Annotated in this window: 22 protein-coding genes and 4 pseudogenes; 6 read left to right on the top strand and 20 right to left on the bottom strand. The window is 60.6% G+C overall.

The features are described from left to right. Nucleotides 1-550: 550 nt before the first annotated feature. Nucleotides 551-1,681, bottom strand: coding sequence for a M20/M25/M40 family metallo-hydrolase (locus ACWTU8_RS30630; protein ID WP_455851078.1), 1,131 nt, complete (start codon nucleotides 1,679-1,681; stop codon nucleotides 551-553). Nucleotides 1,682-1,933: 252 nt separating this feature from the next. Between ACWTU8_RS30630 and ACWTU8_RS30625 the strand changes: the two genes are divergently transcribed. Then, the gene (locus ACWTU8_RS30625) at nucleotides 1,934-2,245 is read left to right on the top strand and encodes a hypothetical protein (protein ID WP_455851077.1); all 312 of its coding nucleotides are present in this window, start codon (nucleotides 1,934-1,936) and stop codon (nucleotides 2,243-2,245) included. Here the strand turns inward: ACWTU8_RS30625 and ACWTU8_RS30620 are convergent. The 9 genes from ACWTU8_RS30620 to ACWTU8_RS30580 all read right to left on the bottom strand — a co-directional run bounded on the left by ACWTU8_RS30620 (nucleotide 2,239) and on the right by ACWTU8_RS30580 (nucleotide 12,526). Then, nucleotides 2,239-3,255, bottom strand: coding sequence for an Ldh family oxidoreductase (locus ACWTU8_RS30620; protein WP_455851076.1), 1,017 nt, complete (start codon nucleotides 3,253-3,255; stop codon nucleotides 2,239-2,241). The genes ACWTU8_RS30625 and ACWTU8_RS30620 overlap by 7 nt on opposite strands. A gap of 414 nt (nucleotides 3,256-3,669) precedes the next feature. Then, complete coding sequence (gene purU, locus ACWTU8_RS30615; protein WP_455851086.1) at nucleotides 3,670-4,545, bottom strand: formyltetrahydrofolate deformylase; 876 nt, start codon at nucleotides 4,543-4,545, stop codon at nucleotides 3,670-3,672. Nucleotides 4,546-4,589: 44 nt separating this feature from the next. Further along, a complete protein-coding gene (locus tag ACWTU8_RS30610; protein ID WP_455851075.1) occupies nucleotides 4,590-5,909 on the bottom strand; it encodes an aminotransferase class III-fold pyridoxal phosphate-dependent enzyme in 1,320 nt (439 codons plus the stop codon). A gap of 55 nt (nucleotides 5,910-5,964) precedes the next feature. Then, complete coding sequence (locus ACWTU8_RS30605) at nucleotides 5,965-8,415, bottom strand: GcvT family protein (protein ID WP_455851074.1); 2,451 nt, start codon at nucleotides 8,413-8,415, stop codon at nucleotides 5,965-5,967. A gap of 60 nt (nucleotides 8,416-8,475) precedes the next feature. Then, complete coding sequence (locus ACWTU8_RS30600) at nucleotides 8,476-9,405, bottom strand: electron transfer flavoprotein subunit alpha/FixB family protein (RefSeq protein WP_455851073.1); 930 nt, start codon at nucleotides 9,403-9,405, stop codon at nucleotides 8,476-8,478. Nucleotides 9,406-9,541: 136 nt separating this feature from the next. Further along, the gene (locus ACWTU8_RS30595) at nucleotides 9,542-10,291 is read right to left on the bottom strand and encodes an electron transfer flavoprotein subunit beta/FixA family protein (RefSeq protein ID WP_455851085.1); all 750 of its coding nucleotides are present in this window, start codon (nucleotides 10,289-10,291) and stop codon (nucleotides 9,542-9,544) included. A gap of 83 nt (nucleotides 10,292-10,374) precedes the next feature. After that, entirely contained in the window at nucleotides 10,375-10,566 is a 192-nt protein-coding gene (locus ACWTU8_RS30590) for a hypothetical protein (protein WP_455851072.1), read from the bottom strand. 150 nt (nucleotides 10,567-10,716) lie between these two features. Further along, nucleotides 10,717-11,535: a hypothetical protein gene (locus ACWTU8_RS30585; protein ID WP_455851071.1), complete on the bottom strand. Its 819-nt coding sequence runs from the start codon at nucleotides 11,533-11,535 to the stop codon at nucleotides 10,717-10,719. A 352-nt stretch (nucleotides 11,536-11,887) separates the two neighbouring features. Then, on the bottom strand, nucleotides 11,888-12,526 hold the full coding sequence (locus ACWTU8_RS30580; RefSeq protein ID WP_455851070.1) for a GntR family transcriptional regulator: 639 nt from the start codon (nucleotides 12,524-12,526) through the stop codon (nucleotides 11,888-11,890). A gap of 156 nt (nucleotides 12,527-12,682) precedes the next feature. Here ACWTU8_RS30580 and ACWTU8_RS30575 point away from each other — a divergent pair, with 156 nt between their 5' ends. Both ACWTU8_RS30575 and ACWTU8_RS30570 read left to right on the top strand, forming a co-directional pair. Next, a complete protein-coding gene (locus tag ACWTU8_RS30575; protein WP_455851069.1) occupies nucleotides 12,683-13,972 on the top strand; it encodes a malonyl-CoA decarboxylase domain-containing protein in 1,290 nt (429 codons plus the stop codon). Then, on the top strand, nucleotides 13,953-15,464 hold the full coding sequence (locus ACWTU8_RS30570; RefSeq protein ID WP_455851068.1) for a malonate--CoA ligase: 1,512 nt from the start codon (nucleotides 13,953-13,955) through the stop codon (nucleotides 15,462-15,464). The genes ACWTU8_RS30575 and ACWTU8_RS30570 overlap by 20 nt, the downstream gene beginning before the upstream one ends. Nucleotides 15,465-16,044: 580 nt before the next feature. Here the strand turns inward: ACWTU8_RS30570 and ACWTU8_RS30565 are convergent. From ACWTU8_RS30565 to ACWTU8_RS30530, 8 genes and pseudogenes are all read right to left on the bottom strand, one after another. After that, nucleotides 16,045-16,686 (bottom strand): glutathione S-transferase family protein, encoded by a 642-nt coding sequence (locus ACWTU8_RS30565; protein ID WP_455851067.1) that lies wholly within the window; start codon nucleotides 16,684-16,686, stop codon nucleotides 16,045-16,047. A gap of 180 nt (nucleotides 16,687-16,866) precedes the next feature. Next, nucleotides 16,867-18,801 (bottom strand): annotated as a pseudogene (locus tag ACWTU8_RS30560) (3-hydroxyacyl-CoA dehydrogenase NAD-binding domain-containing protein); the annotation flags it as partial. 133 nt (nucleotides 18,802-18,934) lie between these two features. Beyond that, a complete protein-coding gene (locus tag ACWTU8_RS30555) occupies nucleotides 18,935-19,192 on the bottom strand; it encodes an enoyl-CoA hydratase-related protein (protein ID WP_455851066.1) in 258 nt (85 codons plus the stop codon). Nucleotides 19,193-19,489: 297 nt separating this feature from the next. Next, a complete protein-coding gene (locus tag ACWTU8_RS30550) occupies nucleotides 19,490-19,738 on the bottom strand; it encodes a hypothetical protein (protein WP_455851065.1) in 249 nt (82 codons plus the stop codon). After that, entirely contained in the window at nucleotides 19,681-20,244 is a 564-nt protein-coding gene (locus ACWTU8_RS30545) for an AMP-binding protein (RefSeq protein ID WP_455851064.1), read from the bottom strand. Before ACWTU8_RS30545 ends, ACWTU8_RS30550 begins: the two co-directional genes overlap by 58 nt. Nucleotides 20,245-20,393: 149 nt before the next feature. After that, the gene (locus tag ACWTU8_RS30540) at nucleotides 20,394-21,539 is read right to left on the bottom strand and encodes an acetyl-CoA acetyltransferase (protein ID WP_455851063.1); all 1,146 of its coding nucleotides are present in this window, start codon (nucleotides 21,537-21,539) and stop codon (nucleotides 20,394-20,396) included. Next, nucleotides 21,539-21,925 (bottom strand): Zn-ribbon domain-containing OB-fold protein, encoded by a 387-nt coding sequence (locus tag ACWTU8_RS30535; protein ID WP_455851062.1) that lies wholly within the window; start codon nucleotides 21,923-21,925, stop codon nucleotides 21,539-21,541. Before ACWTU8_RS30535 ends, ACWTU8_RS30540 begins: the two co-directional genes overlap by 1 nt. A 244-nt stretch (nucleotides 21,926-22,169) precedes the next feature. Next, nucleotides 22,170-22,294, bottom strand: a pseudogene (locus ACWTU8_RS30530) (electron transfer flavoprotein subunit beta/FixA family protein); the annotation flags it as partial. A gap of 360 nt (nucleotides 22,295-22,654) precedes the next feature. Here ACWTU8_RS30530 and ACWTU8_RS30525 point away from each other — a divergent pair. The 3 genes and pseudogenes from ACWTU8_RS30525 to ACWTU8_RS30515 all read left to right on the top strand — a co-directional run. After that, nucleotides 22,655-23,260: a helix-turn-helix domain-containing protein gene (locus ACWTU8_RS30525; protein WP_455851061.1), complete on the top strand. Its 606-nt coding sequence runs from the start codon at nucleotides 22,655-22,657 to the stop codon at nucleotides 23,258-23,260. Nucleotides 23,261-23,434: 174 nt separating this feature from the next. Next, nucleotides 23,435-24,295 (top strand): site-specific integrase, encoded by an 861-nt coding sequence (locus tag ACWTU8_RS30520; protein WP_455851060.1) that lies wholly within the window; start codon nucleotides 23,435-23,437, stop codon nucleotides 24,293-24,295. A gap of 12 nt (nucleotides 24,296-24,307) precedes the next feature. Beyond that, a pseudogene (locus tag ACWTU8_RS30515) lies at nucleotides 24,308-24,502 on the top strand (transposase zinc-binding domain-containing protein); the annotation flags it as partial. 81 nt (nucleotides 24,503-24,583) lie between these two features. Here ACWTU8_RS30515 and ACWTU8_RS30510 read toward each other — a convergent pair. Together ACWTU8_RS30510 and ACWTU8_RS30505 are read right to left on the bottom strand one after the other, a co-directional pair. Beyond that, entirely contained in the window at nucleotides 24,584-24,979 is a 396-nt protein-coding gene (locus ACWTU8_RS30510) for a tyrosine-type recombinase/integrase (protein ID WP_455851059.1), read from the bottom strand. Further along, a pseudogene (locus ACWTU8_RS30505) lies at nucleotides 24,957-25,065 on the bottom strand (zf-HC2 domain-containing protein); the annotation flags it as partial. The pseudogene ACWTU8_RS30505 and the gene ACWTU8_RS30510, both read right to left, overlap by 23 nt.

Below are 25,065 nucleotides of genomic sequence, written 5' to 3'. Positions count from 1 at the left end.
AGAGTGATTGTCCTTGACGTGCGATCGAAACGGCTGGCGCCGGGTTGTGACCAAAGCAAGTGAGCAACGGCACTGTCCCCAATCGCGAACCGGTTGAGATGACACGATGTCAAGGAGCGCGCCAAACAATTTCGAGGGCCGGCATCCGCTGCATCAACCAAGCAGACGATCGCCATCGATACTCCCGAAAGCGCGCCGGGAGAGTGCCGGATGGTGTTCCCACCAGGCGTTGGCGCACGCAGATCGAAGAGATGTTCAGAGAGCCAAAGAGAGACCGCTGTTCCACCGTCCTGCCTCCAAATCACTACCGAGCAAGTAAATCAGAAATCCGAGAGCGCGCGAGGTTGTTGCGGGTATGCGGGACTCCAGTTCAAAGCCTTCAAAGGCATCGACATGCGCAGCACGAAAACCGATCCAAACTTCGCCGCAATGATCTACGTCTGCGCCGCCGTCATCAATTTATGATGATTCTCAACAGGGCCTAGTAGCCTTGGCCGACTGTCTGAGACTGTCTTCTTCGTCACTCTCTCAACGCGCTACACCTGATCCGTCACTCAAGCATCGCCAGCAGTCCTGACATTAGCCTGCCGCGCTCGACTAGGCTGTCGACCTCAATGTGCTCATCGAGCGTATGTGCATTGGCACCGCGCACGCCTAGACCGTCGAGTGTAGGGATCCCAAGCGCACCGGTGAAATTACCATCGGAGCCGCCGCCGGCACTGACGTGCGGAAGTTCGGCACCGAGAGATCTGGCGATGGTCCGTGCTTTCTCGTAGAGCGCCATGGAGCTGGCGTCTGGCTCCCACACCGGCCGCGTGACACCGCGCGTTACCCTGAAAGCCACATCGTTAGTTGTGCCTGACAGAGCAAGCAACCTCTCAACGCCACGATCTAGATCGGTTTGGCTCTTGGCCATGCTGAGCGCTTCGGCCATGCAGGTAGTGGCGACGCAATTGACCCATTGACCGCCATGCACGACGCCGACCGAAAAGGTGCAGTCGTCCGTCGTCATCGCTTCGATCGCAAGAATTTGCCGTGCCATTTCCCGGATTGCGGAACGCCCTGAAGAAAGCGCGGCGCCAGCGTGGCTTGGCCGCCCTGCCGCTTCGAGATTGAAGCGCGCGATCGCATAGCGACCTGTGACTACCCCATTGTCCGGCCGACCAGGTTCCGGCACCAGCACATACTTGTTGCGCCTTGCCTCCGCCTCGATGATGTCCCGGGTCGAGGGCGTGCCGACTTCTTCGTCAGGCGTGAACAACACGGTGACAGGCAACGTTGTGGTGAAGGAGGCGCGGGCCAGTTGCCTAATCGCTTCGAGTGAAAGATAGTTGCCGCCCTTCATGTCGTAGATGCCGGGGCCGTAGCACTTGTTGCCCTCGCGGCGGCATTTCAGTTTCTCGATGGTACCGATCGGGTGCACGGTATCCATGTGCCCGGCGATCAGAATGCCCGGCGTGCCCTGTTTGGGATGCGGAAAGCGCGCGCGGACGACGCGTCCGAAACCGTCGCGGCCAGCGATCTGCTCGATCGTCGCACCTATGACTGCCATCTCACGCGCCGCAAGATCGAGCATGCGGTTCACCGCGCCTGCGTCCCACGTCGGGCTTTCGCATTCCACCCACGTGCGCAGCCCTTGCAGCATGGCCTCAGATTGGAAAGGAAGATTGGCTGGATTCATAGGATTTTCCCCCACATGACGATGTGTATCGCATCACGAACGATCTCGGAACGACTCCGGGCAAAAAGCCCTCTTCCTTGAGCCAAGCAAGCCTTTGACTTCATTGAACCCTCAAAACATATTTGCCGGATCAGCGACATCCTGCCAATTCAACTAAGCTGGGCATCTTCGGTGCGGAACTTAGGTCAATTTAATTGTCTGGTTCGAGTTCTCTTTCCCCGTCTGAGGCTGTTCTGCAGCCGAGATGGTTCGATGTTTGCCAATGGTCTCGCCCGTCAATTCAATGCGATAGGCATTGTGAGCGAGGCGGTCCAGGACGACGTCGGCGGTGGTGCGATTGCGGATGATTTTGAGTTCTGGGCCCAGTCATTGAGGATGACGGATCGGGTTTCGCCAGCGCCTTCAGCATCTTGGCGCATCGGCCGGCGCCTCGTGCCAGGGCAAGCGAAGACCCGGGCGCTCGATGGTAGACGGGAGAGAAGTCGTCCAGGTGAAATGGTTGTCGTTTCCGGTCCGCAGGTGGGCGAGCAGGTGTTTCCACTCCGCGCGGATATCAATTACTGACCCGCCCGATTGTTAGAGATCGGATCGGTCGCGGCCCTAGGCCGGAACTTCCGCAGGCGCGCCATGAGTTCAGCAGGCACCTCGATATGTGTGGCGGTTTGGTGAGCTCGGCTGGCCTTGTCTCCCGGAATTCGGATCGGTGTCGCGGGATCGACGGGCGGACCGGCCAGAATCTCCTCGAAGAGCGCCTGGGCGTCACGCTTCACATCCGCGGCCGGCCGGGCCGCGTCGCTCCTCATCAGGATGCCCAAGAAGCCATCTCCGCCCGGTGCGGCGGATCGCCCTGCCTTGGCGCCAAGAAGGGGGCCGCACAGGAGTTCGATCGCCAGCCCTAGAGCATAACCCTTGTGTCCCGCGAACGGCAGCATGCTGCCGTCCTGGAGATCATCGGGATTCGTCGACGCCTCGCCCGTCCGAGTCTGCACAACGCCCTTCGGCAGCGGTCGTCCGGCATCGGCGGCAGCCCGGATGGCGCCGTAGGACCAAGCCGAGGTCGCGAGATCGGCGCAGAAGGTGGTCGGGTGCCCAGGTACCGTTATCGATATGGGGTTAGTTCCTAGGACGGCCCGGGTCGATCCGTGTGGCGCAACCGCGGCCTCGGAACTGCACATGAGGATCGAGACTACCCCACGCTCCGCAAGCGCCCCCCCAAGGACGGCCAAGGAGCCCGTGGTCCCCACATAGCCAACTACCCCAAAAACAACTGCTGGGGTGTCTGCGAGCCGCGCGGCGGCGGTGAGCGCGGCCTCGTGCACGGCGGGGATACCCAAACGTCCTTCCGCGTTGAAGAGCACGAACCCCGGAGCCTCCGCCCTTACGGCGTTCTTCGACCGTTGGTTCAGCCGACTGGCAAGATCCGCGATCCCCGCTATCCGCCGCAGTCCGTGTCCCGGATAACCGCGGGCCTCGGCGGCGACCAGATGCTCTGCGCATATAAGCGCGTCGGACTCGGGCAGTCCGATTGCTCCAAGGAGTTCCGCCACAAAACCAACGGCGTCCTCAATGCTCAAACGCTCTCTCTTCATCTCCATTCCCCGGTTAGACGCAGCGCGACCATAGGCGCATTCTGAGAGTTATTTTCGGCGTTCACGGTCGCCCCAGCGCCCCGATCCTGCGTGCCTCGCACATGAGAGACACAATTTCCGGAGCTATTCCCAGTGCGCTCACACCGACGCGGAGTTGGCTCCTCGCCCCGAGCCGCGTGTGGGATTCTTGAGTGCCTATGCTGCGACGCCAGTTGCGGAAGAGGCGGGCGGAGCTTGTTTCGCGTTGTCTTCCACCTGTAGATTCGCTCGCCCCTATGACGCAGCCATAGTCACCTGTCGTATGTTTGCCGCGCACGTTGCAAAGGCAAAAAGATCGCCATTCTATTTTGAGACAGAAGTCGTGGTTAGGTGTTTTTCGAGCACAGATCCGTCGGCAGCTCATCCCATGCGTTCAGAAGCGTAGCTTCCCGGGCTTGGCGGGAAGATGACGGTGCGATTCTCGTTGATGAAGGTGCGGTGGTGGATATGCGCATGGACAGCTCGCGCCAGGACCTGGCTTTCAACATCACGGCCGAGTGAAACATAGTCTTCCGCCGACTGGGCATGCGTGACGCGCACCGTATCCTGCTCAATGATTGGACCTTCGTCGAGATCGGCGGTGACATAGTGTGCCGTCGCGCCGATCAGCTTTACACCCCGCTCGTGAGCCTGCTTGTAAGGATTGGCACCCTTAAAGGAAGGCAGGAAGGAATGGTGGATATTAATGATCTTCCCCGACATCTTTGCGCAAAGCTGATTAGAGAGCACTTGCATATAGCGTGCGAGTACGACCAATTCCGTGCTGGTTGATTCTATGATCTCCATCAACTGAACTTCCGCCTGTGACTTGTTTTCCTTGGTCACCTTGATATGGTAGAAGGGAATGTCGCTATTGACTACCAGCCGTTGGTAGTCGAAATGATTTGACACTACGCCGACTATATTGATCGGCAAGGCGCCAATCTTCCAGCGATAGAGAAGATCGTTCAGGCAGTGGCCGAAGCGGGAGACCATCAGTAGAACTTTCATGCGCTCTGCCGTGTCGAAGATTTCCCAATCCATCTCGAACATGTGGGCGACGGACCTGAATCCTTCGACAAGTGCGCGCCGAGGCACGCCTTCCTCGGAGAGGAAGCTGACGCGCATGAAAAACTTCCCCGTGTCAAGGTCGTCAAACTGCGCGCTATCAAGAATGTTGCAACCTTTTCCGGCGAGAAACCCAGAAATCGCCGCAACAATACCACGCGTCGTTTTGCAGGATACCGTCAGGATCATTTGATTCACGGCGCGCTTCCTCCGGGACGGGGTTATATTCAGCGTTAGAGCGCCTGCTGCAAAGCATCGCCAAGCGTGGATACGATTTTCCCGATCTGCTCGCGCTCGATGATCAGCGGTGGCGAAAGGGCAATGATGTCGCCCGTTACCCGGATCAAGAGTCCCTTTTGGAAGCAGTCAACAAAGACGTCATAGGCACGCGCTCCAGGGGCGCCCTGCCGCGGCGAAAGCTCCAATGCGCCAACAAGTCCGATATTGCGGATGTCGATGACGTTCGGCAGTCCCCTCAGCGAGTGCATTGCATCACGCCACGCATCGGCCAAGTCGCTGGCGCGAGTCAGCAGCCCCTCTTCCTCGTAGATGGACATTGTCGCAATGCCAGCAGCACAAGCGATCGGATGTCCCGAATAGGTGTAGCCGTGGAAAAATTCGATCTGATTCTCCGGACCGGTCATCAGGGCGTCGTGCACCCTGCGCGATGCAAACACAGCCCCCATTGGGATCGTGCCGTTCGTAATGCCCTTCGCCGTAGTCATCAGGTCGGGAACAATTTTGAAATAGTCGGCCGCAAAGGGTGTTCCCAGACGCCCGAAACCGGTGATCACCTCATCGAAGATCAAAAGGATGCCGTATTTGTCCGCGATCGCGCCCAGGCGCTCCAGATACCCCTTTGGTGGCAGGATCACGCCGGCTGAACCGGCCATAGGCTCGACAATGACCGCGGCAATGGTTTCCGCTCCGTGAAGGTCAACAAGACGTTCCAGATCTTCGGCCAAGTCGGCCCCATGTACCGGCAACCCGGCGGTGAAGGCATTGCGCTGGATATCGAGCGTGTGGCGCATATGGTCAGCGGGGATCTGCGGGAAGACACGCCTGTTGTTGATGAGCCCGCCCACTGAAATGCCGCCGAATCCAACGCCGTGATAGCCTTTCTCGCGACCAATGATGCGCGTGCGCGTGCCCTGCCCGATGGCTCGCTGATAGGCAATGGCGATCTTCAATGCCGTATCGACGGACTCGGAGCCGGATCCAGTGAAGAAGATTCGATCGAGCTTCGCCGACCCGCAACCCGGCGCATGATCTGCAAGCTTAGCGGCAAAATCGAACGCGATCGGATGACCCATCTGGAAGCTTGGCGCGTAGTCCATGGTCGAGAGCTGGCGCTCAACCGCTTGCGCGATTCTCTTTCGGCCATGGCCCGCGTTGCAGCACCAAAGGCCAGACGTGCCGTCAAGCACCTTATTGCCATTCTCATCAGTGTAATACATGCCTTTAGCGGAGACGAGCAGTCTGGGCGCCGCCTTGAACTGACGGTTCGCCGTGAAAGGCATCCAGAAATTTTCCAGTGGCACATTATTTGGCATGTCGATAGCCCTTACCGCAGGTTGGCGATTGCTTATGAATTCACTGCAGGAATCATCAGGATTTCGGCCGCGCGCCGCTCGGATCGTAAAGCGGCCTAAGCGATGCTTCAGCCTCAAACCGTCGTCCCGCGATCTCAATTTCGTAACGAGATGCTAGGACATCCGCGACGCTTTCGCCTGTGCATGGGACGTAACCAAGCCCCACGGCGCCACCGAGAAAATGGCCGTAACTGCCCGAAGTCACGATGCCGACGATCTTTCCATCACGCACCAGCGCTTCATTGTGGAACAGCAGCGGTTCCGGATCAGTCAGCCGAAACTGCAGCAGCCTGCGGTCAAGCCCAGCCTCCTGCTTCCGAAGCACCGCTGCGCGACCGATGAACTCGCCCTTTTCAGGTTTGACCGCGAAGCCAAGACCTGCTTCGAGCACATGATCTTCATCAGTGATATCGTGGCCGAAATGGCGAAACGCCTTTTCTATGCGGCAGCTATCGAGGGTATGTAAACCGCACAACTTCAGGCCGAACTCATCGCCGGCTTCTTCCAACGTCTCGAATACGTGCGCCGCCTGATCCGTGGACACATAGAGTTCCCATCCGAGCTCCCCTACGTAAGTAACCCGATGAGCCCGGGCGAGACCCATGCCGACCTCGATCTCGCGGGCCGTGCCGAACGGGTGCGCTTCGTTGGAGAAATCATTGGGGCTTATCGTGCGTATGACTTCACGCGATTGTGGACCCATGAGGCACAGCACGCTCTCCGCCGCAGTGACGTCGGTTATGACGATTGACTCGTCGCCAAGGTTTTTGCGCAGCCAGGCGAGGTCGCGTTGCAGCGTCGCACCGGGCACGACAAGGAAGAATGCGGATTCCGATAGACGTGTAACGGTAAGGTCGCTTTCGATCCCGCCCTTGGTGTTCAACATCTGGGTATAGACGATGCGGCCGATGGGCACGTCCATCTGATTGGCGCAAAGCCGCTGCAGGAAGGAAAGCGCGTCACGTCCCTCGACGCGAATTTTTCCAAATGACGTCATATCGAACAGGCCGGCACCAGTGCGAATTGCCATATGCTCGTCGCGCTGGTTTTCGAACCAATTCTGCCGCTGCCAGCTGTAGCGGTATTCGCGCTCCTGGCCCTTCCTCGCAAACCAGTTGGCGCGCTCCCAACCGGCTATCTCGCCGAACACGGCCCCGCGGGCCTTCAGATGTTCGTGCAGAGGAGAACGCCGCACCCCGCGGGACGTCACCATCTGTCGATACGGAAAGTGGTCTGCGTACAAAAGACCGAGTGTCTCCGAAACCCTTTCCCTTAAGTAGCGCGTATTCTTCTGGAAAGGCTGAGCGCGCCGAATATCAACTTCCCACAAATCGAACGGCGGCTCGCCGTCATTGATCCATTGGGCAAGAGCCATGCCCGCGCCGCCCGAAGAAACGATTCCGATTGAGTTGTAACCGGCTGCAATCCAGTAACCTTTCAGTTCCGGTGCCTCACCGAGATAATAGCGATCATCGGGCGTAAAGCTTTCGGGGCCGTTGAAAAATGTGTGGATGCCAGCGGTTTCCAGCATCGGCATACGGTTGATTGCCATTTCGAGGATGGGCTGGAAATGGTCCAGGTCGTCGGGCAACTGATCGAAGCAGAAGTCGGCAGGAATTCTCTCCCCTAATGGCGGCCAGGGTTTGGCCTTCAACTCGAAGGCACCGATCAGCATCTTGCCCGCATCTTCTTTGTAATAAGCCTGTTCGTCCGGCACGCGCAGGACTGGCACGCGGCGAAGATTTTCGATCGCCTCTGTCACAATGTAAAAATGTTCGCAGGAGTGCAGCGGTAAGGTCACCCCTGACTGGGCGGCCAGATCACGCCCCCACATGCCAGAGCAATTGACCACAATGTCGGTCTGAATGGTTCCGGTTGTATCCCCTTGCGCCCAGCCAACCCCCGTCACTTGGCCGTTGCGCGTCTGAACGCCGGTGACCTTTACTCCCTCGAAGATGCCGACGCCCTTCTGGCGTGCCCCCTTCCCCAGTGCCATGGCAATATTGGCTGGATCGCATTGTCCGTCATGGGGCAGATAGACCGCGCCCTTAACGTCCGACGTGTTCAAGTACGGATAGAGCTGCTCGACTTCATCTGGCGAGACTTCCCTGACCTCTATATCAAAAGCACGCGCCAGAGTCGCTTGTCGATAAATTTCCTCTTTTCGCTCTTCGGAAAGAGCCACCGTTATCGATCCGTTCTGGCGCATACCGGTTGCAACACCCGTTTCCGCCTCAAGCCTGACGTAAAGGTCTGCGGAATATTTTGCCAGCCTCGTCATGTTTTGGGACGCACGCAGCTGGCCGACCAGACCGGCTGCATGCCATGTGGTGCCCGAAGTAAGCTGTTTTCGTTCCAGAAGGACAATGTCTGTCCAACCAAGTTTCGCAAGGTGATACGCGACTGAGCAACCGGAGATGCCGCCACCGACGATCACTACGCGAGCTCCTTTAGGAGGAAGGTTCATCAGAATGGGCTTTCATCCGACTATGAGGCTACCGTATCGAGTGCCGACCTCGCTCGTGCCCTACAGGGCGTTTTCGAACATCGGTAGGATCTCGAAAAGATCACCGACGATACCGTAGTCGGCGACCTGGAAGATGGGAGCCTCTTCGTCCTTGTTGATTGCGACGATGACCTTGGAATCCTTCATGCCGGCGAGGTGCTGGATGGCGCCGGAAATGCCTGCCGCGATGTAAAGGTCGGGAGCGACCACCTTGCCGGTCTGGCCGACTTGCCAGTCGTTGGGTGCGTAGCCTGCATCGACCGCCGCACGGGAAGCGCCGACGGCTGCACCGAGCTTGTCGGCGACCGGCAGGATGACCTCCTGGAACTTCTCCGAGGAGCCGAGTGCGCGGCCGCCTGAGATGATGATCTTGGCGGACGTGAGCTCCGGACGGTCGCCGAGCGAAAGCTGCGCATCGACAAAATTCGACAGCTCCGGGTCGGCTGCCGCCGAGATGGTCTCGACGACAGCCGCATTGCCTTGGGAGGCTGACGGAAAGGAGGCCGTGCGCACCGTGATCACCTTCTTCGCATCGCTCGACTGCACCGTCTGGATGGCGTTGCCGGCATAGATTGGCCGCTTGAAGGTATCGCGGGAGACGACCTCGACGACGTCCGAGATCTGCATGACGTCGAGAAGGGCGGCGACGCGTGGCATGACGTTCTTGCCGTTTGCCGTCGCCGGCGCGACGAAGGAACCATAACTGCCGGCCAAGGACAGGATCGTCTGCGCCATCGGCTCGGCCAGGCGGTGCTCGAGACTATCTGCTTCCGCCAGAAGCACCTTGCGGACGCCGCCAAGCTTTGCCGCCTGATCGGCGATCAGCCTGCAGCCCTTGCCGGCAACGAGGACGTCGATGTCGCCGCCCAGCTTCTCGGCAGCGGAAAGCGCCTTGGCGGTCTGGTCGGATAGGGCGGCGTTGTCGTGTTCGGCGATCAAGAGAATGGCCATTTGCTTGTTCCTATGTCACCAGGCGACCGTTTGTGGTCAAACGGTAACGTCCGAGAGCGGGGGCAGAGTGTAGGTCTGCAGGCGGGCACCGGGAGCGTGGAACGAGGCCGTTTGCGGCTCGGGCCGATCGCAAATCCTAAAGCACGCCAGCTTCATTCCTAAGCTTGTCAACGAGCTCGGCAACGGTCTTGACCTTGACGCCCGCCTTGCGGCCGCCGGGCTCCTCGGTCTTCAGCACCTTCAGCCGCGGCGCGACATCGGCGCCGTAGTCGGCGGCCGTCTTCTCGTCGAGCGGCTTCTTCTTAGCCTTCATGATGTTGGGCAGCGAGGCGTAGCGCGGCTGGTTCAAGCGCAGGTCCGTCGTCACGATCGCCGGCAGCTTCAATTCCACCGTCTGCAGCCCGCCGTCGACCTCACGCGTGACCCTCAACCTCTCGCCGTCCACCTCAACCTTGGAGGCAAACGTGCCCTGGCTCCAGCCGAGCAGCGCCGACAGCATCTGCCCGGTCTGATTGGCGTCGTCGTCGATAGCCTGCTTACCGAGAATGACGAGACCGGGCTGTTCGGCCTCGACGACGCCTTTGAGGATCTTGGCGACAGCGAGTGTTTCGACGATCTCCTCGGCCTTGACCAGGATGCCGCGGTCAGCACCCATCGCTAGTGCCGTCCTGATGGTCTCCTGGGCTTGGCTTGGTCCGATCGAGACGGCGATCACCTCGTCCGCCTTGCCGGCCTCTTTGAGCCGCAGCGCCTCTTCCACCGCGATCTCATCAAACGGGTTCATCGACATCTTCACGTTCGCAAGATCGATGCCCGTGCCGTCCGGCTTCACCCGGATTTTCACGTTGTAATCGACCACGCGCTTTACTGGTACAAGCACCTTCATCATCTAAATCCCAGCGCCAGTCTGAGAATTTCCGGCCGAGTCAAATGCCGGCAACCATAAGGGTGGCGCATTGTTCGAATTTCTCAGTCAACCGGCGTCCCCGAACCCATTTGTCGGCCGTCAGCACGCGAGGTCGCGCCGGACGTGATCGCCACATCGCATGAAAAATCGCGTTTTGCAATCATGAAAATATTGCTTTCGAATTTCACGAGGGAAAATAGCGGATTGCGCAGTTTGCCCTGACCTGCTTCAAACGCCCACTGCTGAAAATGCAAGCGTCGAATTTGGGTACGCTGCGGTTATGGCCCGCGCCGGTACTCAGCCGAGCTCAGGGACGAGGTGGCTCTCAAGACGGCGACGCATGGAAGTCGGGATTTCGATGGCGCGGCGGGTCTCGAGATCCAGAGCTACATTGACTTCGTCCGTCACTCGGACAAGCTCGCCCGTCCCGACGTTGAACAGCCTCGCCGAGAATGGCGGACCTTGCGCTGCAGGTTGATCTCTCCGCCTATCGAGTAGAGCCGATCGCCGGCCCGTAAGGGCGCAGCCTGCACGGTACGCATTTCAAGCGAGGCCCAGCCGACACGACGCCCGTCACTCAAGGGCGGCACTTCTCTCGGGCCCGGGCGTCCCGACAGCTCCTCGCGAGGGGAGCGCCAAACGCCGAACGTCAACGCCCCGAAGCCGACAAGAAATCCATGCTCGTTGCAGAGGTCAGCGTCGAGACTCCACTCTAGCGCGGGCTTCGTCAGGTCTCCAGCGCTATCGGCCAACCGGCGGGTGATCTGCTCGAGCGTCAGGTCGAGCCGCACGGGGAAGAGATCGATCGTGCGTGGCCGGCCGTGGTCCGGCAAATCCACGCGCAGCGCGCTTGCCCGTCTCGTAACCTCAGAATGCAGTCCGATGCGGCCACCGTCTTCAGGTCCGACCACGGCAGTCGTGATGATGAAACAAGTCGCCACCTCGGCCTTGATCGTGTTCTGGATTTCGTAGTAGGCGCGGACTTGGTCCTGTTCGACCGTGAGGACGCCGCCGGCGACAGAGAGTTCGGCACCCTGGAACTGCTCGCGATGGTAACGGGCGTAAACGTCGACCTCGACGGAACGTCCTTCCTCGCTCAGACCGAGGTTCTCCATGAGGCTTTGGTTCGCGAGTAGCGCGCGCTGCGTATAGCGGCGAATGTTCATGTGTCCGAGGGCGTCGATCTCATCGCTCGCGACCCTGCTGTTCCCAAAAATGACCATGGACCCTCGAAATTGAACGCGGTTCCTGGCGCGCGGCCCCACCGCCCGGTTGTGAGGCTCCCTGTTAAAGAACCCCGTCATGCTTAGCCGCTGCCGCACGACCTCAATGAGAGCGCGACGACCAGCCCGTGTCCTCTGCCTCCTTCGTAGGCGCCCCCGCGCAGCGGGTTCCATCTCCGGCTGGCAAATTGCACATTCAGTTCACATCTGACGCGATGTCGCATAACGCGAATCCCGCAACAACGCGGTTTCCAAGTGTGACTGAAAGCCAAAGCCGGGGTAAACGCAAGCTGGGACCTTGTCTCTTCGAAGCCGGAGCTAACACCGAGCGAACAAGCCGCGAGAATTTGCTTCACCGGCGCAAGACGGCGATCAGGGCCTGGAACTTCGCGCCCTGCACCGCGACATGCCGCTTCAAGGCCATCGAGGCTGCTTCGGCGTCGTCGGATGAGATGGCGTCGACTATGAGACAATGCTCGGCGAACGATTGGCCGATCCTGCCCCGCAGACGCAACTGCATTCTGCGAAACGGCTTCAGCCGGCGATGTAGCGCCGTCGCCTGCTGGTCGAGGAAGCTGTTCGCCGAGGCGCGGTAGATGATCCGATGGAAGCGTTCGTTCGCGCGGTAATAGTCGTCCGGGCTGTTGCGGGCGGCCGCATCCTCGCAGGCGGCATTGGCGGCCCTGAGTTCAGCCAGCGCCGCGTCGGAAATGCGCTCGCTCGCCAGCCGGCCGCACATGCCCTCCAGTTCGGCCATGACGTCAAACATCTCCATCAACTCGACCGGGCTGGGCTCGCGGACAAACACGCCGCGATGGGGATGCAGTTCGGCGAGGCCAGACGAAACGAGCTTCTGCAAAGCCTCCCGGATCGGCGTGCGCGAAACGGCGAACTCCTCGGCAAGGCTGACCTGATCCAGACGCTCGCCATCGGCAATAGTACCATCGAAGATTCGTTCCTCGAGAATCTCCGCGATCTGGTCTGCGCGCATCTGTCCCATAGGATATGGGGTTAGCCCTTTGCCGAGTTGAGCGCAATACCGGCATTATTGGATTCAATACTATTGTCATTGGATCCATGACGCTCTAGGCTATGCGTGAAAACGCGCCGCCGAAGTCCGGCGCCCGAAACGAAATCCGGACAATCCATGACCCTGCTCGCAGACCTTCTAAACACCGTCTTTGATCGTCGCGTGCGTTTTTCATCGGCGCCGCGCCGCGATAGCCGCCTGATTGAAACGCTCACCGGCGAACTTGCGGCTGGCAACGGGGATACGGCGGGCGTGGATACCGCGCGGGAAATCCTGGCGCGTTACGACGCGATGGACGACGACGCCAAATTGGCGTTCTTCCGGCATCTCGCCGTGGACATGAACATCGATCCGAACGCAGTGCGGATAGCGCTGCGGGATTACGAGGCGTCGCCGTCGGGCGCCTCCTACAAGGCCTTCACATCAGCCGCCGAGCCGCCGCGCCAGGAACTCATCCGACGCCTCAACCAGGTCAACGGCGCGACCGGAGCCTTGGTCAGGATGCGGGCGGATCTGCTGAGGCTCGGGCGTGGTGAACCGGCTGTCGAAGCGCTGGATCTCGACTTCCGACATCTGTTCAAGTCCTGGTTCAATCGGGGCTTTCTGGTGCTTCGGCCGATCAGCTGGGAGAGCCCGGCGAACATCTTGGAGAAGATCATCGCCTACGAGGCGGTCCACGCGATCTCGCACTGGGACGATCTGCGCCTACGGCTGGAGCCGGAGGACCGCCGGTGCTTCGCCTTCTTCCATCCTGCCATGCCGGACGAACCACTGATTTTCGTCGAGGTCGCACTCGCACGCGACGTGCCGGATTCGATCCAGGCACTGTTGAGCGGCACGCGCGAACCGTTGCTGATCGAGGAGGCGAACACGGCAGTGTTCTATTCAATCTCCAACTGCCAGCCGGGGTTGAACGGGATCTCTTTCGGCAACTCTCTAATCAAGCAGGTCGCGTCGGACTTGATGGCCGAGCTGCCCAACCTGAAGACGGTGATCACCCTGTCGCCGATACCGGGGCTGGTCCCGTGGCTCGAATCCTCCGGGCTAGCCTTCGATACCTCCGATGCGGACGCAATGCGCCGCCGTGCGGTCGATTATCTGCTGACCGCCAAACGGACCAATGGCGAGCCGCTCGACCCGGTCGAACGGTTTCACCTGTCGAACGGCGCGATCCTGCATGCAGTGCATGGCGCGGCCGACACTTCGCCGAAGGGCTTGCGAGAATCCGGCGGCACAATGGTCAATTATCTTTATGATATGCGCGACCCCGGAAAGATCGAACGTCTCCAGCAGGCCTATGCGGACACGCACGAGGTCCAGGCCTCCGCGGCCGTGAAATCCCCTGGCGGCCGCGGTCCCAGGCAGTTGAAGAACAAGGATCAGGGGCATGCCAAACCCGCTCTATGACACTCTCTTCGCGAAGAACCGGACCAACAAGCGGGCGTTCCTGCGCCTGGAATCCGGGGCGGAGATCACCTATCCGGCGTTTCTGGAGCAATCGGCGCAGTTCGCCCACGCTCTGAGTCAACGCGGTCTCCGGCCGGGCGACCGGGTCGCTGCGCAGATCGACAAGTCGTCCGAGGCGCTCGCCCTTTATGCGGCCTGCGTGCAGGCGGGCATTGTGTTTCTGCCGCTGAATACCGCTTATACGCCCGACGAACTGGCCTATTTCGTCGAGGATAGCACCGCGGGATTGCTCGTCTGTGCCCGCCGCTCCGTCGACCAACTGTCTCCGATCGCGTCGCGGTTGGACGTTGCCATCGACACGCTGGACAGCGACGGTACGGGCTCGCTGACGGTGCTGGCCGCGTCGCAGCCGACGGCGTTCGAACCTGCGGAACGGGCAGGGGCCGACCTCGCCGCCCTTCTCTACACATCGGGCACGACCGGGCGCTCTAAGGGCGCGATGCTGACGCATGACAACCTGATCTCGAACGCCCTGACCCTGAAGGACTATTGGCGGTTCACGCAGGACGACGTCCTGCTTCATGTGCTGCCAATCTTCCACACGCACGGGCTGTTCGTGGCGACGAACGTGATGCTCGCCGCCGGGGGCACGATCGACTTGCTGCCGCGCTTCGAACTCGACCGCGTCATCGAGCGTCTGCCGCATGCAACCGCGATGATGGGCGTTCCGACCTTCTACACGAGGCTGCTCGACGATCCGCGTTTCGATCGAGACTTGGCCGCGCATATGCGGGTCTTCATTTCCGGGAGCGCGCCGCTTCTGGCGGAGACCCACCGCCGCTTCGAGGCGACGACCGGCCACCGTATCCTCGAGCGCTACGGGATGACGGAAACCAACATGAACACCTCGAACCCCTATGACAGAGAGCGGCGCGCCGGCACGGTCGGCTTCCCGCTTCCGGGCGTCGAATTGAAGATCACCGATCCGGAAACCGGCGCGACGTTGCCACAGGGCGAAATCGGGCAGATTGAGGTGCGCGGGCCGAACGTTTTCAAGGGATATTGGCAAATGCCTGAAAAGACCCGCGACGAAATGCGCGAGGACGGCTTCTTCATCACTGGCGATCTCGGGACCATCGACGCCGACGGCTATGTCTCCATCGTCGGCCGCAACAAGGATCTAATCATCTCCGGCGGCTACAACATCTATCCGAAGGAGATCGAGCTTGTGCTCGATGGCCAGGACGGCGTGCAGGAAAGCGCGGTCATCGGCGTTCCGCATCCCGACTTCGGCGAGACGGTGATCGCCCTGCTTGTCGCCGAGCCCGGCGCGACACCCGATCTCGAAGCGATCGAGACCGACGTGCGGCGCTCGCTTGCCCGGTTCAAGCATCCGCGCAAGCTCATCCTCGTCGACGAACTGCCGCGCAATACGATGGGCAAGGTGCAGAAGAACAGCCTGCGGGAGACCTACAAGTCGGCCCTGTCCTGACCGGAAACACGGGCCACAGGCCCTGGGCGCGGTGTCCGCGCGCTCGACTGACGATTTCATTAGCTGCGCTGCCTCGGCAAGTTCTAATAGCGAGTTCCGCCGGGCCCGCCCTGCCCTCGGGCAAGGCGAGATAAACCCGCCAAGGGTGCCGCTAACGCCTCCTTGGGCATATTCCGGCTGGCAAGATAAGATCTCGCACCAAAACTTCGTCGATCTGGCCCCGGGATCGCTTTCTCCAATTGCCTTGAAACTTCTTGGCATCATCAAAGTGTCGCCCTAAACACCCTGGCCCGACCTCATCACGCGAACGGCTGATGCGACCAATGTCACGCATCCGTGTTTTGACTTCTTCAAAGTTCGTCTCGGCTATGAGCGGTACATCCATGGTTGGCCCGGCCTTGTTCCGAAAAGTCCTAACGCGTAACATCAAGCACCAAGTTTTGTCCGCTTCCGGCTCCGTGGGAGGAGAGAACACTTCGTGGGTCATGCGCGACGGATTGCTTGAGTGCGTGAGTAGAAGCAAGGCGCGGAGACAACACCCGCGTGAATGAATTGCATCGCTCATTTGTTGTTCCGTCTGCTACAGACTGAACTCGTTGCGCTCCCAGACTTTCGCGACGCTTGGCCGTGCTGTGATTCGCCGATAGTGGGCAACAAGGTTCGGCAGGACTTTCGCCGCATCGGGTCCATTCGACCACGTGATCAACATCGCCATGAAGACATCACACACGGTAGGGGAAGCGCCGACAAGATAATCGCGGTCCCCGAGAAAAGCGCTGACCAATTGCCAATCGCGTCGGATGAATTCTTCGGCTGCTGCCCTCACACCGTCGACGCCCGCCCCATCGGTGCAGTACCGATGCGGGTAATTATACCGAAGGTTTGCCGCGTAGGTCCGTGCCTGAAGAAATACCATCCAGCGCAAGAAGGACCCTCGCTCCTCTGACTTCAGAGCCGGCGCCAGTTTAGGTTGTTCTACGATGTCGGCAAGATAGATACAGATGGCGCTCGATTCCGTCAGGACAACTCCAGAGGGCGTGACCAGAGTAGGCACTTCACCAAGTGGATTGAGCTGCCGGTACGTTCCCGGCGAGTCTATCTCGCCTGCACGGTCGACGGCAATGAAGACATAACCTATGCCCAATTCTTCAAGGATTGCCTCCACGGCAGCCGAGCCAGTGCCGATGCGACCGTAGAGGGCTACCTTTCCCGCACCTTCCATACCGTGCCTTGCCCCTGCTTGCGGTATTCAATTGACGAAGTGGTCTCTTCCCCACCGTGGTCGGTCAGTGTGTTCATGGCAGCCGCAACTGTAGGACATCGCGGCTCATGTGTTCGGATCGAGCGACAGGTACCACCAAAGCCGGGAGAGGACACGTTTTTTCCCAGGCGAAGAGACCCGTCATGTCGACGCCTTCTCCGTCTGTAGTTCGAGAAAGGAGCCATCGGACTGTGCCAGTCGCTTTAGGAGCGCCGCTGGTTCAAAGGCGGCCTTCCCGTTTTTGCGGTGCCAGTACTCGAGGCGTTCGACGATCTTGGCAAGTCCCTCATGATCGGCCCAGAACATCGGGCCCCCCTTGCTGATCGGGAAGCCGTAGCCGTTGACCAAGACCACATCGATGTCGGAAGGCCGCGCCGCGATGCCCTCTTCAAGGATGCGGGCACCTTCGTTGATCATCGGATAGATCGTGCGCTCTATGATTTCCTCCGTGGTGATATCCCGCCGGTTGACGCCTGCCTCACGCGACTTTTCCACGATGAGTGATTTCACCCACGGGTCGGGCACTGGTGTTCGGGAACCTGCTTTGTAGGCATAATAGCCCCTGCCCGTCTTTTGTCCAAAGCGGTCCGCCTCACACAGCGCATCGGCGATTGTTGCCGTCTTGCCGAGCGACTTTCGGTTGCGCCAGCCGACATCAAGGCCGACGAGGTCGCCCATCGCGAAGGGCCCCATCGGGAAGCCGAAATCGGTGAATACCCGGTCGATGGCTTCCGGCACCGCTCCTTCCAGAAGAAGATTCTCGTTCTCCGCCGAGCGGGCGGCAAGCATGCGGTTGCCAACGAAGCCGTGGCAGACGCCCACGACCACCGGGACCTTGCCGATGCGCTTGGCTAGACTAATCGCTGTCGCAAGAACAGCGGGCGTAGTCTTATCGCCGCGCACGATCTCGAGAAGCCGCATGACATTTGCCGGCGAGAAGAAATGCAGACCGAGCACGTCCTCGGGCCGGTCTGTCATGGTCGCGATCTCTTTGACGTCAAGGAAGGAGGTGTTGGAAGCGAGAATGGCGCCTGGCTTCGCCACCTTGTTGAGCACGCTGAAGACCTGCTTTTTGACCGCCATGTCTTCGAAGACGGCTTCGATGACGATGTCGGCGTCGGCAAGATCCTCGTAACGCGTCGTTCCGGCGAGAAGCGCCATGCGCCGATCGCGCGCCTCTGCAGTGAGCGAGCCGCGCTCCACAGAAATATCGTAGTTCCTGCGCATGACACCAAAGCCGCGGTTGAGCGCTTCCTGATCCATTTCCAGGACAGTGACCGGAATACCAGCATTGATGAGCGACATTGCGATGCCCCCGCCCATTGCGCCTGCGCCGATGACGGCCGCCTTGCAGATGTCGCGCGGCTTCACGTCTCGCCCTACGCCGGCCACCTTCGCCGCCTCGCGTTCGGCGAAGAAAAGATGGCGTTGCGCCTTCGATTGCACACCATTCATCAGCTCGATGAAGATCGCACGCTCTCTGTCGAGGGCCTCATCGAACGGCGTGTCCAATGCCATGCGCACGGCCTTGACGCAGGCAAGAGGCGCATCGAGCCCGCGCGCGCGCTTGGTCAGCTGCTCCGCATGCGCCTCAAAGGCGGAGGGGTCGGAACGCGCTGCCGCGAGCTTGTCATCGCGGTCGCGCACAGCAGCAGGCGCTTCGCCGCTGTGCGCGAGCCCCCGTGCGAACACCTTGGCGCCCTCGAGAAGATCACCTTCGACGATGCGGTCGATGATTCCCATCTTCAGCGCGTTCGCTGCGCCAATCGGCTTACCTGGCACGATCACGTCGAGAGCCGCTTCGGGACCAATGAGGCGGGGCAAGCGCTGGGTTCCACCGGCGCCAGGGATAAGTCCGAGCTTTACCTCGGGGAGGCCGATCTGGGCGTCGGGCGATGCGACGCGCGCATGACAGCATAGTGCCATCTCGAGACCGCCACCCAGCGCCCAACCGTGGAATGCCGCAACCACGGGCTTAGCATTCGTCTCGCAGCGCCTGTTGACCTCTCTGAGCGATGGATCTTTCGGCGGCTGGCCGAATTCGGTGATATCGACGCCGGCACTGAATGTCCGACCGTTGCCGATATTGTTGATTTAGTCGTTGCCGGGACGGCAGCATGGCTCTTGGTCGGATCAATCCGGCCAGATTTGCCGCAGTTTTCGGATCTCGCTACCTGCAGTGTTTCGTTTGGCGGCGGCTGTCCCTCCTTTACGCCAAGGCAGCGATCATCGGCCCGGCCGGTGGTCGGAGCTTTGCCAATCTTCTGAGATTCTGGGCGGTAACCGCGATGAGTTCCTCCTCGCCGCCAGTAAGCACCACTGCGCGGATGGCCGGATCGGATCCCGCTTGGTCCAGTGCCGCGACAATGCCATTTCTTACGGCACCGCTAAGCGCGTTGACCGGAGGGTGATCGATCTTGACGACGGCCACATCGCCGTCCACCGAATATGTTACGGCCTTGTTCATATCATTCTCCTGTTGTCGGAATGCTTGCTGTCCCGGCTGCGTCCGTGGAGGACCTGCAATGTCTTGGGCGCCCCATGCTATACTCTATGGCCGCTACCCTCTCTCCGCGATGAGGGGGTCGAGATTGGGTCGTATGCGCCAGATCCTGTCTTATGGCACGCGCCCGGTAGCGTCATTCCGTAGAACTCCGTAAGCCCTCCCGGCCAGCGCTTCAGCACGTCCGCCTTCACCGACGCCGGGAAGGGGGCGCTGGTTGAGGACTTCATGCGGAAGCTCGAGAGATCGTAGCGGTCGAACTCAGGGTACTCCATCAGCCGCCCGGTACTGAACCGGAACCAGCATCGCGTGGGTGACGCGGTGTAACTGAGCCTGTTCAAGGAAGCGGACCACGTCGAACTTTTCCATCAGGACTACTGTCCCACCCCCGGCCAGGGCCGGGATCAGGCTGACTAGTGTGGTGTTCGAGTAGAGCGGGATGGAGATCATGGTCACCGCGTCGGGTCCATAGCCCAAGACGGTTGCACGGCGAATGTGCTGCCAGCGCATGGCGTGCGACTGAACGATGCCCTTGGGGTGCCCGTGGTACCCGGCAGCCAGGCTTCGAAGGTCTCGCCGGCCTCAGAGCCGTCGAGAGCGATACGTCGCGCCGCAATCTCGTCTCGGACGCCATCCAGCGACTGCGCAACCATGCGGTCGAGGAACAACAAGCGCGCACCGCTGTCGGCGATCATGGTGGCCAAGCTCTCTGCCGTCGAGGAGGGCGCCAGCGGCGCGACCACGACACCGGCCCGAAGCGCACCCATGAAGGTCGCCACATATTCGATCGAGCTGAGGGCGCACACTGCGATAACCTGCTGCGGCTCGATGGCATCTCGCTGCAGGCCTTTCGCGACGCGGTCAATCATGGTGCCCAGTTCACGATACGTGAGCTGCCGCTCGCCGTGGATGAGAGCGACACGGTCCGGCCGGACTGCGGCTTGATGCCCGATCATGGCTGGCAAGGTCCCGAAGTCTTGGGCAAGCAGGTCAGCTATGGCGCGGGCTTCGGACATGGTTGCTACCTTGGGATACTCAGTTGCTATTTAATCGAGGCCGAACTGCTTCAGCAGCCCGCTACTTGGATGCCTCCCATTGCGATAGGGGTGGGCGGTCAGCGGCCATGACAGCCCAGTTCACGCGGTGAACTGCATATGTTGGGCGGTCAGTCCACTGCTAACACCGCGATCGCCTGGCTGGAGAGCACGCCGCCATTGCCCTGGGCGATTGCCGTGCGCGCCTTGGCTACCTGGCGGTCGCCGCATTCGCCGCGCAACTGACGGACCGCCTCGACGATAGTGAAAAGCCCATACATGCCTGGATGGACACACGAAAGGCCGCCGCCATTGGTGTTTACCGGGAGACGGCCGCCGGGGGCGATCGCTCCGCCAGCCACGAAGTGCCCCCCTTCCCCCTTGGGGCAAAAGCCGAGCTCCTCCAGGAACAGGATCGTGTTGATGGTAAAGGCGTCATAGAGCTCAACGACGTCAATGTCTTGTGGGGTCAGGCCGGCGTGCGCCAGCGCGCGTGGACCGCATTCGGCCAGCGCCGTCGTCAGTAGGTCCGGCATCGCCGATATGTGCGAGTGCGTGGTCATGCTGGCTGCTCCGCGGACCCAAACAGGTACCTTGGGGCGATTGCGGGCGCGGTCTGCGCGCGTCATGACCACCGCCGCCGCGCCGTCGGTAACGAGACAGCAATCAAGCTTGGCGAAGGGATCGCAAATCATGCGCGAGCCGAGATATTCGTCCATGGTCAAAGGATCACGCATGGCCGCAGCCGGATTGAGCTGTGCCCACGCCCGCGCGGCGATGGCGACCTCACCCAATTGCTCCTTTGTGGTGCCGAACTCATGCATATGGCGAGCAGCTGCCATCGCATACGCCGAGACTGGCATGTGCGGACCGTAGGGCGCCTCATACGGGAAGGGCTGCGAAGTCCTGGCGAGCTTGCCAGTGGCCGAGGCCTGATTGCTGCCATAGGCGATCAAGGCACAATCAATCAGCCCAGCATCCAACAGCCAAGCCGCACGTTCGACGTAGCTCTCGAAAACATTGCCGCCCGTGCGGCTGTTGTCGGCCACCTTGGGTTGGATGCCACAGTATTGGGCGAAGGTCGTGCCACCGCCGAAGGTGTCGGTCGAAGTGGTGACAAAAACGCCGTCCACGTCGGCGAAGCTGAGACCCGCCTCAGCCAGCGCATCACGCGCCGCGATGGCCGCCATGTCATAGGAGGTGTAACCGGGACACCGGCCCTCACCAAAGGTCGCGGCTCCGACGATCGCGGTTCGCGCAGTGGGAAAGGCGCTCATCAGGCTTTCTCCTGCGCGGGGGCGAACACAATCAGGTGCCCCTCCTCATGCCGAATGATCCGTGCCTCGACGGCCATACCGATGTGCACCTTGTGCGCGTCTATGCCCTCGACGCGACTCATCATGCGGACGCCTTCGTCCAAGTCTATAAGCGCGACATTGACGTCGGCCTCGGGCGGGCGCTTTCGGACGACAGTCGTGGAATAGACCACACCACGACCGCTGGCCTCGACCCATTCGAGTTCCTCCCCCGTGCCCGGCGCGACAGCTCGGGGAAAGAAGACTATCCTACCGGTTCTGACGCCGCGCTGAATCATAAAGCGGCCCTCTGCGAGGTGGTTCTGGTACTCGATGTCTGGTCCGCTCTTCAAAGATGTCTCGCTCATGGTGCCTGTCATTGACGCTTCGCTGCCGAGGCCGAAACCGGTTTACGGCCCCAAAAGTGTTCCTATCAGTTTCGACCTTCTGCCTGTATTCGGGTTTCGGGACTCGGAATGGGTTTGCACTTTTCGATTAAGCATGGCGGCTCACCGAGGCCGGTTTCTGCGTTTTTCAGCATCCGAACTCGAGAATTCTGCGTCCGACTGCTGCGATCCCCACTTCTCATCCAGTTTGACACTCTTTGTAGTCCGCGATCTCATCTAACGGGTTCATCGACATCTTCACGTCCGCAAGATCGATGCCCGTGCCGTCCGGCTTCACCCGGATTTTCACGTTGTAATCGACCACCGCTTTACTGGTACAAGCACCTTCATCATCTAAATCCCACCGCCAGTCTGAGAATTCCCGGCTGAGTCAATGCCGGCAACCATAAGGGTGGCGCATTGTTCGAATTTCTCAGTCAACCGGCGTCCCCGAACCCATTTGTCGGCCGTCAGCACGCGAGGTCGCGCCGGACGTGATCGCCACATCGCATGAAAAATCGCGTTTTGCAATCATGAAAATATTGCTTTTGAATTTCACGAGGGAAAATAGCGGATTGCACAGTTTGCCGTGACCTGCTCCAAACGCCCATTGCTGAAAATGCAGGCGTGCAGTTTGGGGCCGTGAAATTTATTGTGGACTTACGATAGGCCGGTGAGTATCGCCTGCTGCAAATGCAGAGGGATTGGGAAATGCCAGCACGTACGACGCGAATATCTGACGAATGGACGAGCGCCCCCAAAAATCAGGAAATGGCGGTTGGAAGGCAGATCAGAGAGCTTCGAAAGGTCAGAGGCTTGACGCTCCAGCAGGTTGCCGATGCGGCGGAGATTTCGGTGGGCTATCTCAGTCAGATCGAACGCGATCAAACCAAGCTCCCGATCGGGGTGCTCAAACGCGTGAGTGACAAGCTTGGCGTCCACATGAACTGGTTCTTCCAAGCAAACGATGCGCCCCCGCATGAAAAAGATATCGTTGTGCGCGAACAAAATCGGCGCAAGTTGACCTTTACTGGCATAGGGATTGAAGAGGAACTTCTCTCGCCCAATCTCGCCGGGCCGCTCGAGATGCTGCTGAGCACAATAGCGCCCGGCGCTGATAGCGGCGACTATTCTCACGACGGGGTCGAAGCGGGCCTTGTCATCGAAGGTCGACTTGATCTGTGGGTCGATGGACAGTTCTTTCAGCTCGAAACTGGCGATAGCTTTTCTTTCAAAAGCACCCAGGTGCATCGTTGTGCAAACTCCGGCGACGTCCGTGCCCGGGTTGTGTGGGTAATAACGCCGCCGCACTATTGAACGGATGCTCGTTCTTAAGACTGAGACCGGACCACTCAATCGGGGCATGCCACGGGGCTTAGGTCGTTTGAACGAAGCCGCTGACGCGGCAGTTGGCGGGACGGTTTGCGGGTGACGCTTCTGTTTTGAAAGATTGCGGCTGTTGAAGCGCAATCTTGAGACAGGAGCAACGAGATGGCCGAGATGAGCCCTCTGCGCCGGCGCATGATCGAGGACATGACGATCCGCAATCTGTCGCCGGCCACGCAACGATCCTACGTGCATGCCGTGGCGAAGTTTTCGCGCTACTTTGGCCGTTCGCCGGACCGGCTCGGGCTGGAGGACGTCCGCGCCTTTCAGGTCCATCTGGTCTCGACCGGGATTTCGTGGCCGGCGCTGAACCAGACGGTGTGCGCACTGCGGTTCTTCTACGGCGTGACGCTCGGCCATGCCGAGATTCCGGAGCGGATCGTCTATGCCCGCGCGCCGCGCACGCTGCCGGTGGTGCTGAGCGCCGACGAGGTTGTCCGCTTCTTGGAGGCGGTGCCGAGCCTGAAGACACGCACCGCCCTGACGACGGCCTACGCAGCAGGTCTTCGCGCCTCGGAGACCGTCGGGCTGAAGGTCGGCGACATCGACAGCGGTCGCGGCGTCGTCCGGGTCGAGCACGGCAAGGGCGGCAAGGACCGCACGGTGATGCTGTCGGCGCAGCTTCTGCGCATCCTGCGGGTCTACTGGCGGTTGGCGAAGCCGCAGTACTGGCTGTTTCCCGGCCGGGCCGCCAATCGCCCCATCGACGTGCAGGTGCTGTATTCGGCCTGCCGCTCGGCGCGCGCGGCCGCCGGCATCGACAAGCGTGTGACGGTCCACACGCTCAGGCACAGCTTCGCCACCCATCTGCTTGAGAACGGCACCGACATTCGCATCATCCAGGTTCTGCTCGGCCACAACAATCTTTCCTCGACGGCGCGGTACATCAAGGTCTCCAACGGCCTCATCCGGCGCACGACGAGCCCGCTCGACCGGCTGACCATCGAGGTCGTGCCGCCGGGCTGACCGGTTCCGCCCATGTCGGCGAGACTGGAGGTGGCGGATATCTTCCGCCGCCACGGCGAGGCGTATCGGCAAGTTCATGACGGCCATCTCGGACGCGTCGAGCGCCGCACGATGAGCGCCATCGAACTGTGCCGGACCGCCGAACTGGGCGGCCATATCAAGGGCTGCCGGTCCTGCGGGGCGATCCGCGTGGCCTACAATTCCTGCCTTATGGGCAGATTCAGTAATGGGGAGCTGGCGGCGACTTGATCGCGCTCTTGTGTCCTCCGCCGCCAACCCGGCTCACCATTACGAAGGGCGCTTGAGGAGCGCGATCAGCCTGTCGGACGGCTGGAACGCGCCGCGCCGCAGATGCGGTGGAACGGTCGATTCCATGGCCTCGAGCTTCTCTGTCGGATCGCCGCGCGTGTAGATTTCAGTGGTCGTCAGAGTGGCATGTCCCAACCACAGCGACACCTTACGGATGTCCTGCGTTGCTTGCAGGATGATCATCGCGCATGTGTGCCTCAGCACGTGAGGCGAGATGCGTTTCTTGTTGAGGCCGGGATGCGCTCGAGCGGCGGTCGCTGCATGCTGTTTGAGCAGATAGGCGAAGCCCCATCGGCTCAGCGGCTCTCCCCGGATGAGAATCTGGTGCCGCGATGTTGGAATGATCGGGGCCTTCGGCAAGATGACGCTCGACACGTCGGCGATCGCGCTCGGCCAGTTCGTGTTCGGCGAGCGCGGAGAGGAAGCGGGCGGCGGGCCAGCCTTCCTTGTCGGCCTGTTCG

The organism is Mesorhizobium sp. BHbdii, from assembly GCF_053848045.1.
Note: the sequence above shows the minus strand (reverse complement) of the source record. Positions and strands in the feature narration are given on the sequence as shown.

Coding starts and splice junctions, on each gene's coding strand:
- ACWTU8_RS30630 (WP_455851078.1), bottom strand. CDS start 1,681: ATGAATCCAGCCAATCTTCCTTTCCAATCTGAGGCCATGCTGCAAGGG.
- ACWTU8_RS30625 (WP_455851077.1), top strand. CDS start 1,934: ATGTTTGCCAATGGTCTCGCCCGTCAATTCAATGCGATAGGCATTGTG.
- purU (WP_455851086.1), bottom strand. CDS start 4,545: ATGATCCTGACGGTATCCTGCAAAACGACGCGTGGTATTGTTGCGGCG.
- ACWTU8_RS30610 (WP_455851075.1), bottom strand. CDS start 5,909: ATGCCAAATAATGTGCCACTGGAAAATTTCTGGATGCCTTTCACGGCG.
- ACWTU8_RS30605 (WP_455851074.1), bottom strand. CDS start 8,415: ATGAACCTTCCTCCTAAAGGAGCTCGCGTAGTGATCGTCGGTGGCGGC.
- ACWTU8_RS30600 (WP_455851073.1), bottom strand. CDS start 9,405: ATGGCCATTCTCTTGATCGCCGAACACGACAACGCCGCCCTATCCGAC.
- ACWTU8_RS30595 (WP_455851085.1), bottom strand. CDS start 10,291: ATGAAGGTGCTTGTACCAGTAAAGCGCGTGGTCGATTACAACGTGAAA.
- ACWTU8_RS30585 (WP_455851071.1), bottom strand. CDS start 11,535: ATGGTCATTTTTGGGAACAGCAGGGTCGCGAGCGATGAGATCGACGCC.
- ACWTU8_RS30580 (WP_455851070.1), bottom strand. CDS start 12,526: ATGCGCGCAGACCAGATCGCGGAGATTCTCGAGGAACGAATCTTCGAT.
- ACWTU8_RS30575 (WP_455851069.1), top strand. CDS start 12,683: ATGACCCTGCTCGCAGACCTTCTAAACACCGTCTTTGATCGTCGCGTG.
- ACWTU8_RS30570 (WP_455851068.1), top strand. CDS start 13,953: ATGCCAAACCCGCTCTATGACACTCTCTTCGCGAAGAACCGGACCAAC.
- ACWTU8_RS30565 (WP_455851067.1), bottom strand. CDS start 16,686: ATGGAAGGTGCGGGAAAGGTAGCCCTCTACGGTCGCATCGGCACTGGC.
- ACWTU8_RS30555 (WP_455851066.1), bottom strand. CDS start 19,192: ATGAACAAGGCCGTAACATATTCGGTGGACGGCGATGTGGCCGTCGTC.
- ACWTU8_RS30550 (WP_455851065.1), bottom strand. CDS start 19,738: ATGCGCTGGCAGCACATTCGCCGTGCAACCGTCTTGGGCTATGGACCC.
- ACWTU8_RS30545 (WP_455851064.1), bottom strand. CDS start 20,244: ATGTCCGAAGCCCGCGCCATAGCTGACCTGCTTGCCCAAGACTTCGGG.
- ACWTU8_RS30540 (WP_455851063.1), bottom strand. CDS start 21,539: ATGAGCGCCTTTCCCACTGCGCGAACCGCGATCGTCGGAGCCGCGACC.
- ACWTU8_RS30535 (WP_455851062.1), bottom strand. CDS start 21,925: ATGAGCGAGACATCTTTGAAGAGCGGACCAGACATCGAGTACCAGAAC.
- ACWTU8_RS30525 (WP_455851061.1), top strand. CDS start 22,655: ATGCCAGCACGTACGACGCGAATATCTGACGAATGGACGAGCGCCCCC.
- ACWTU8_RS30520 (WP_455851060.1), top strand. CDS start 23,435: ATGGCCGAGATGAGCCCTCTGCGCCGGCGCATGATCGAGGACATGACG.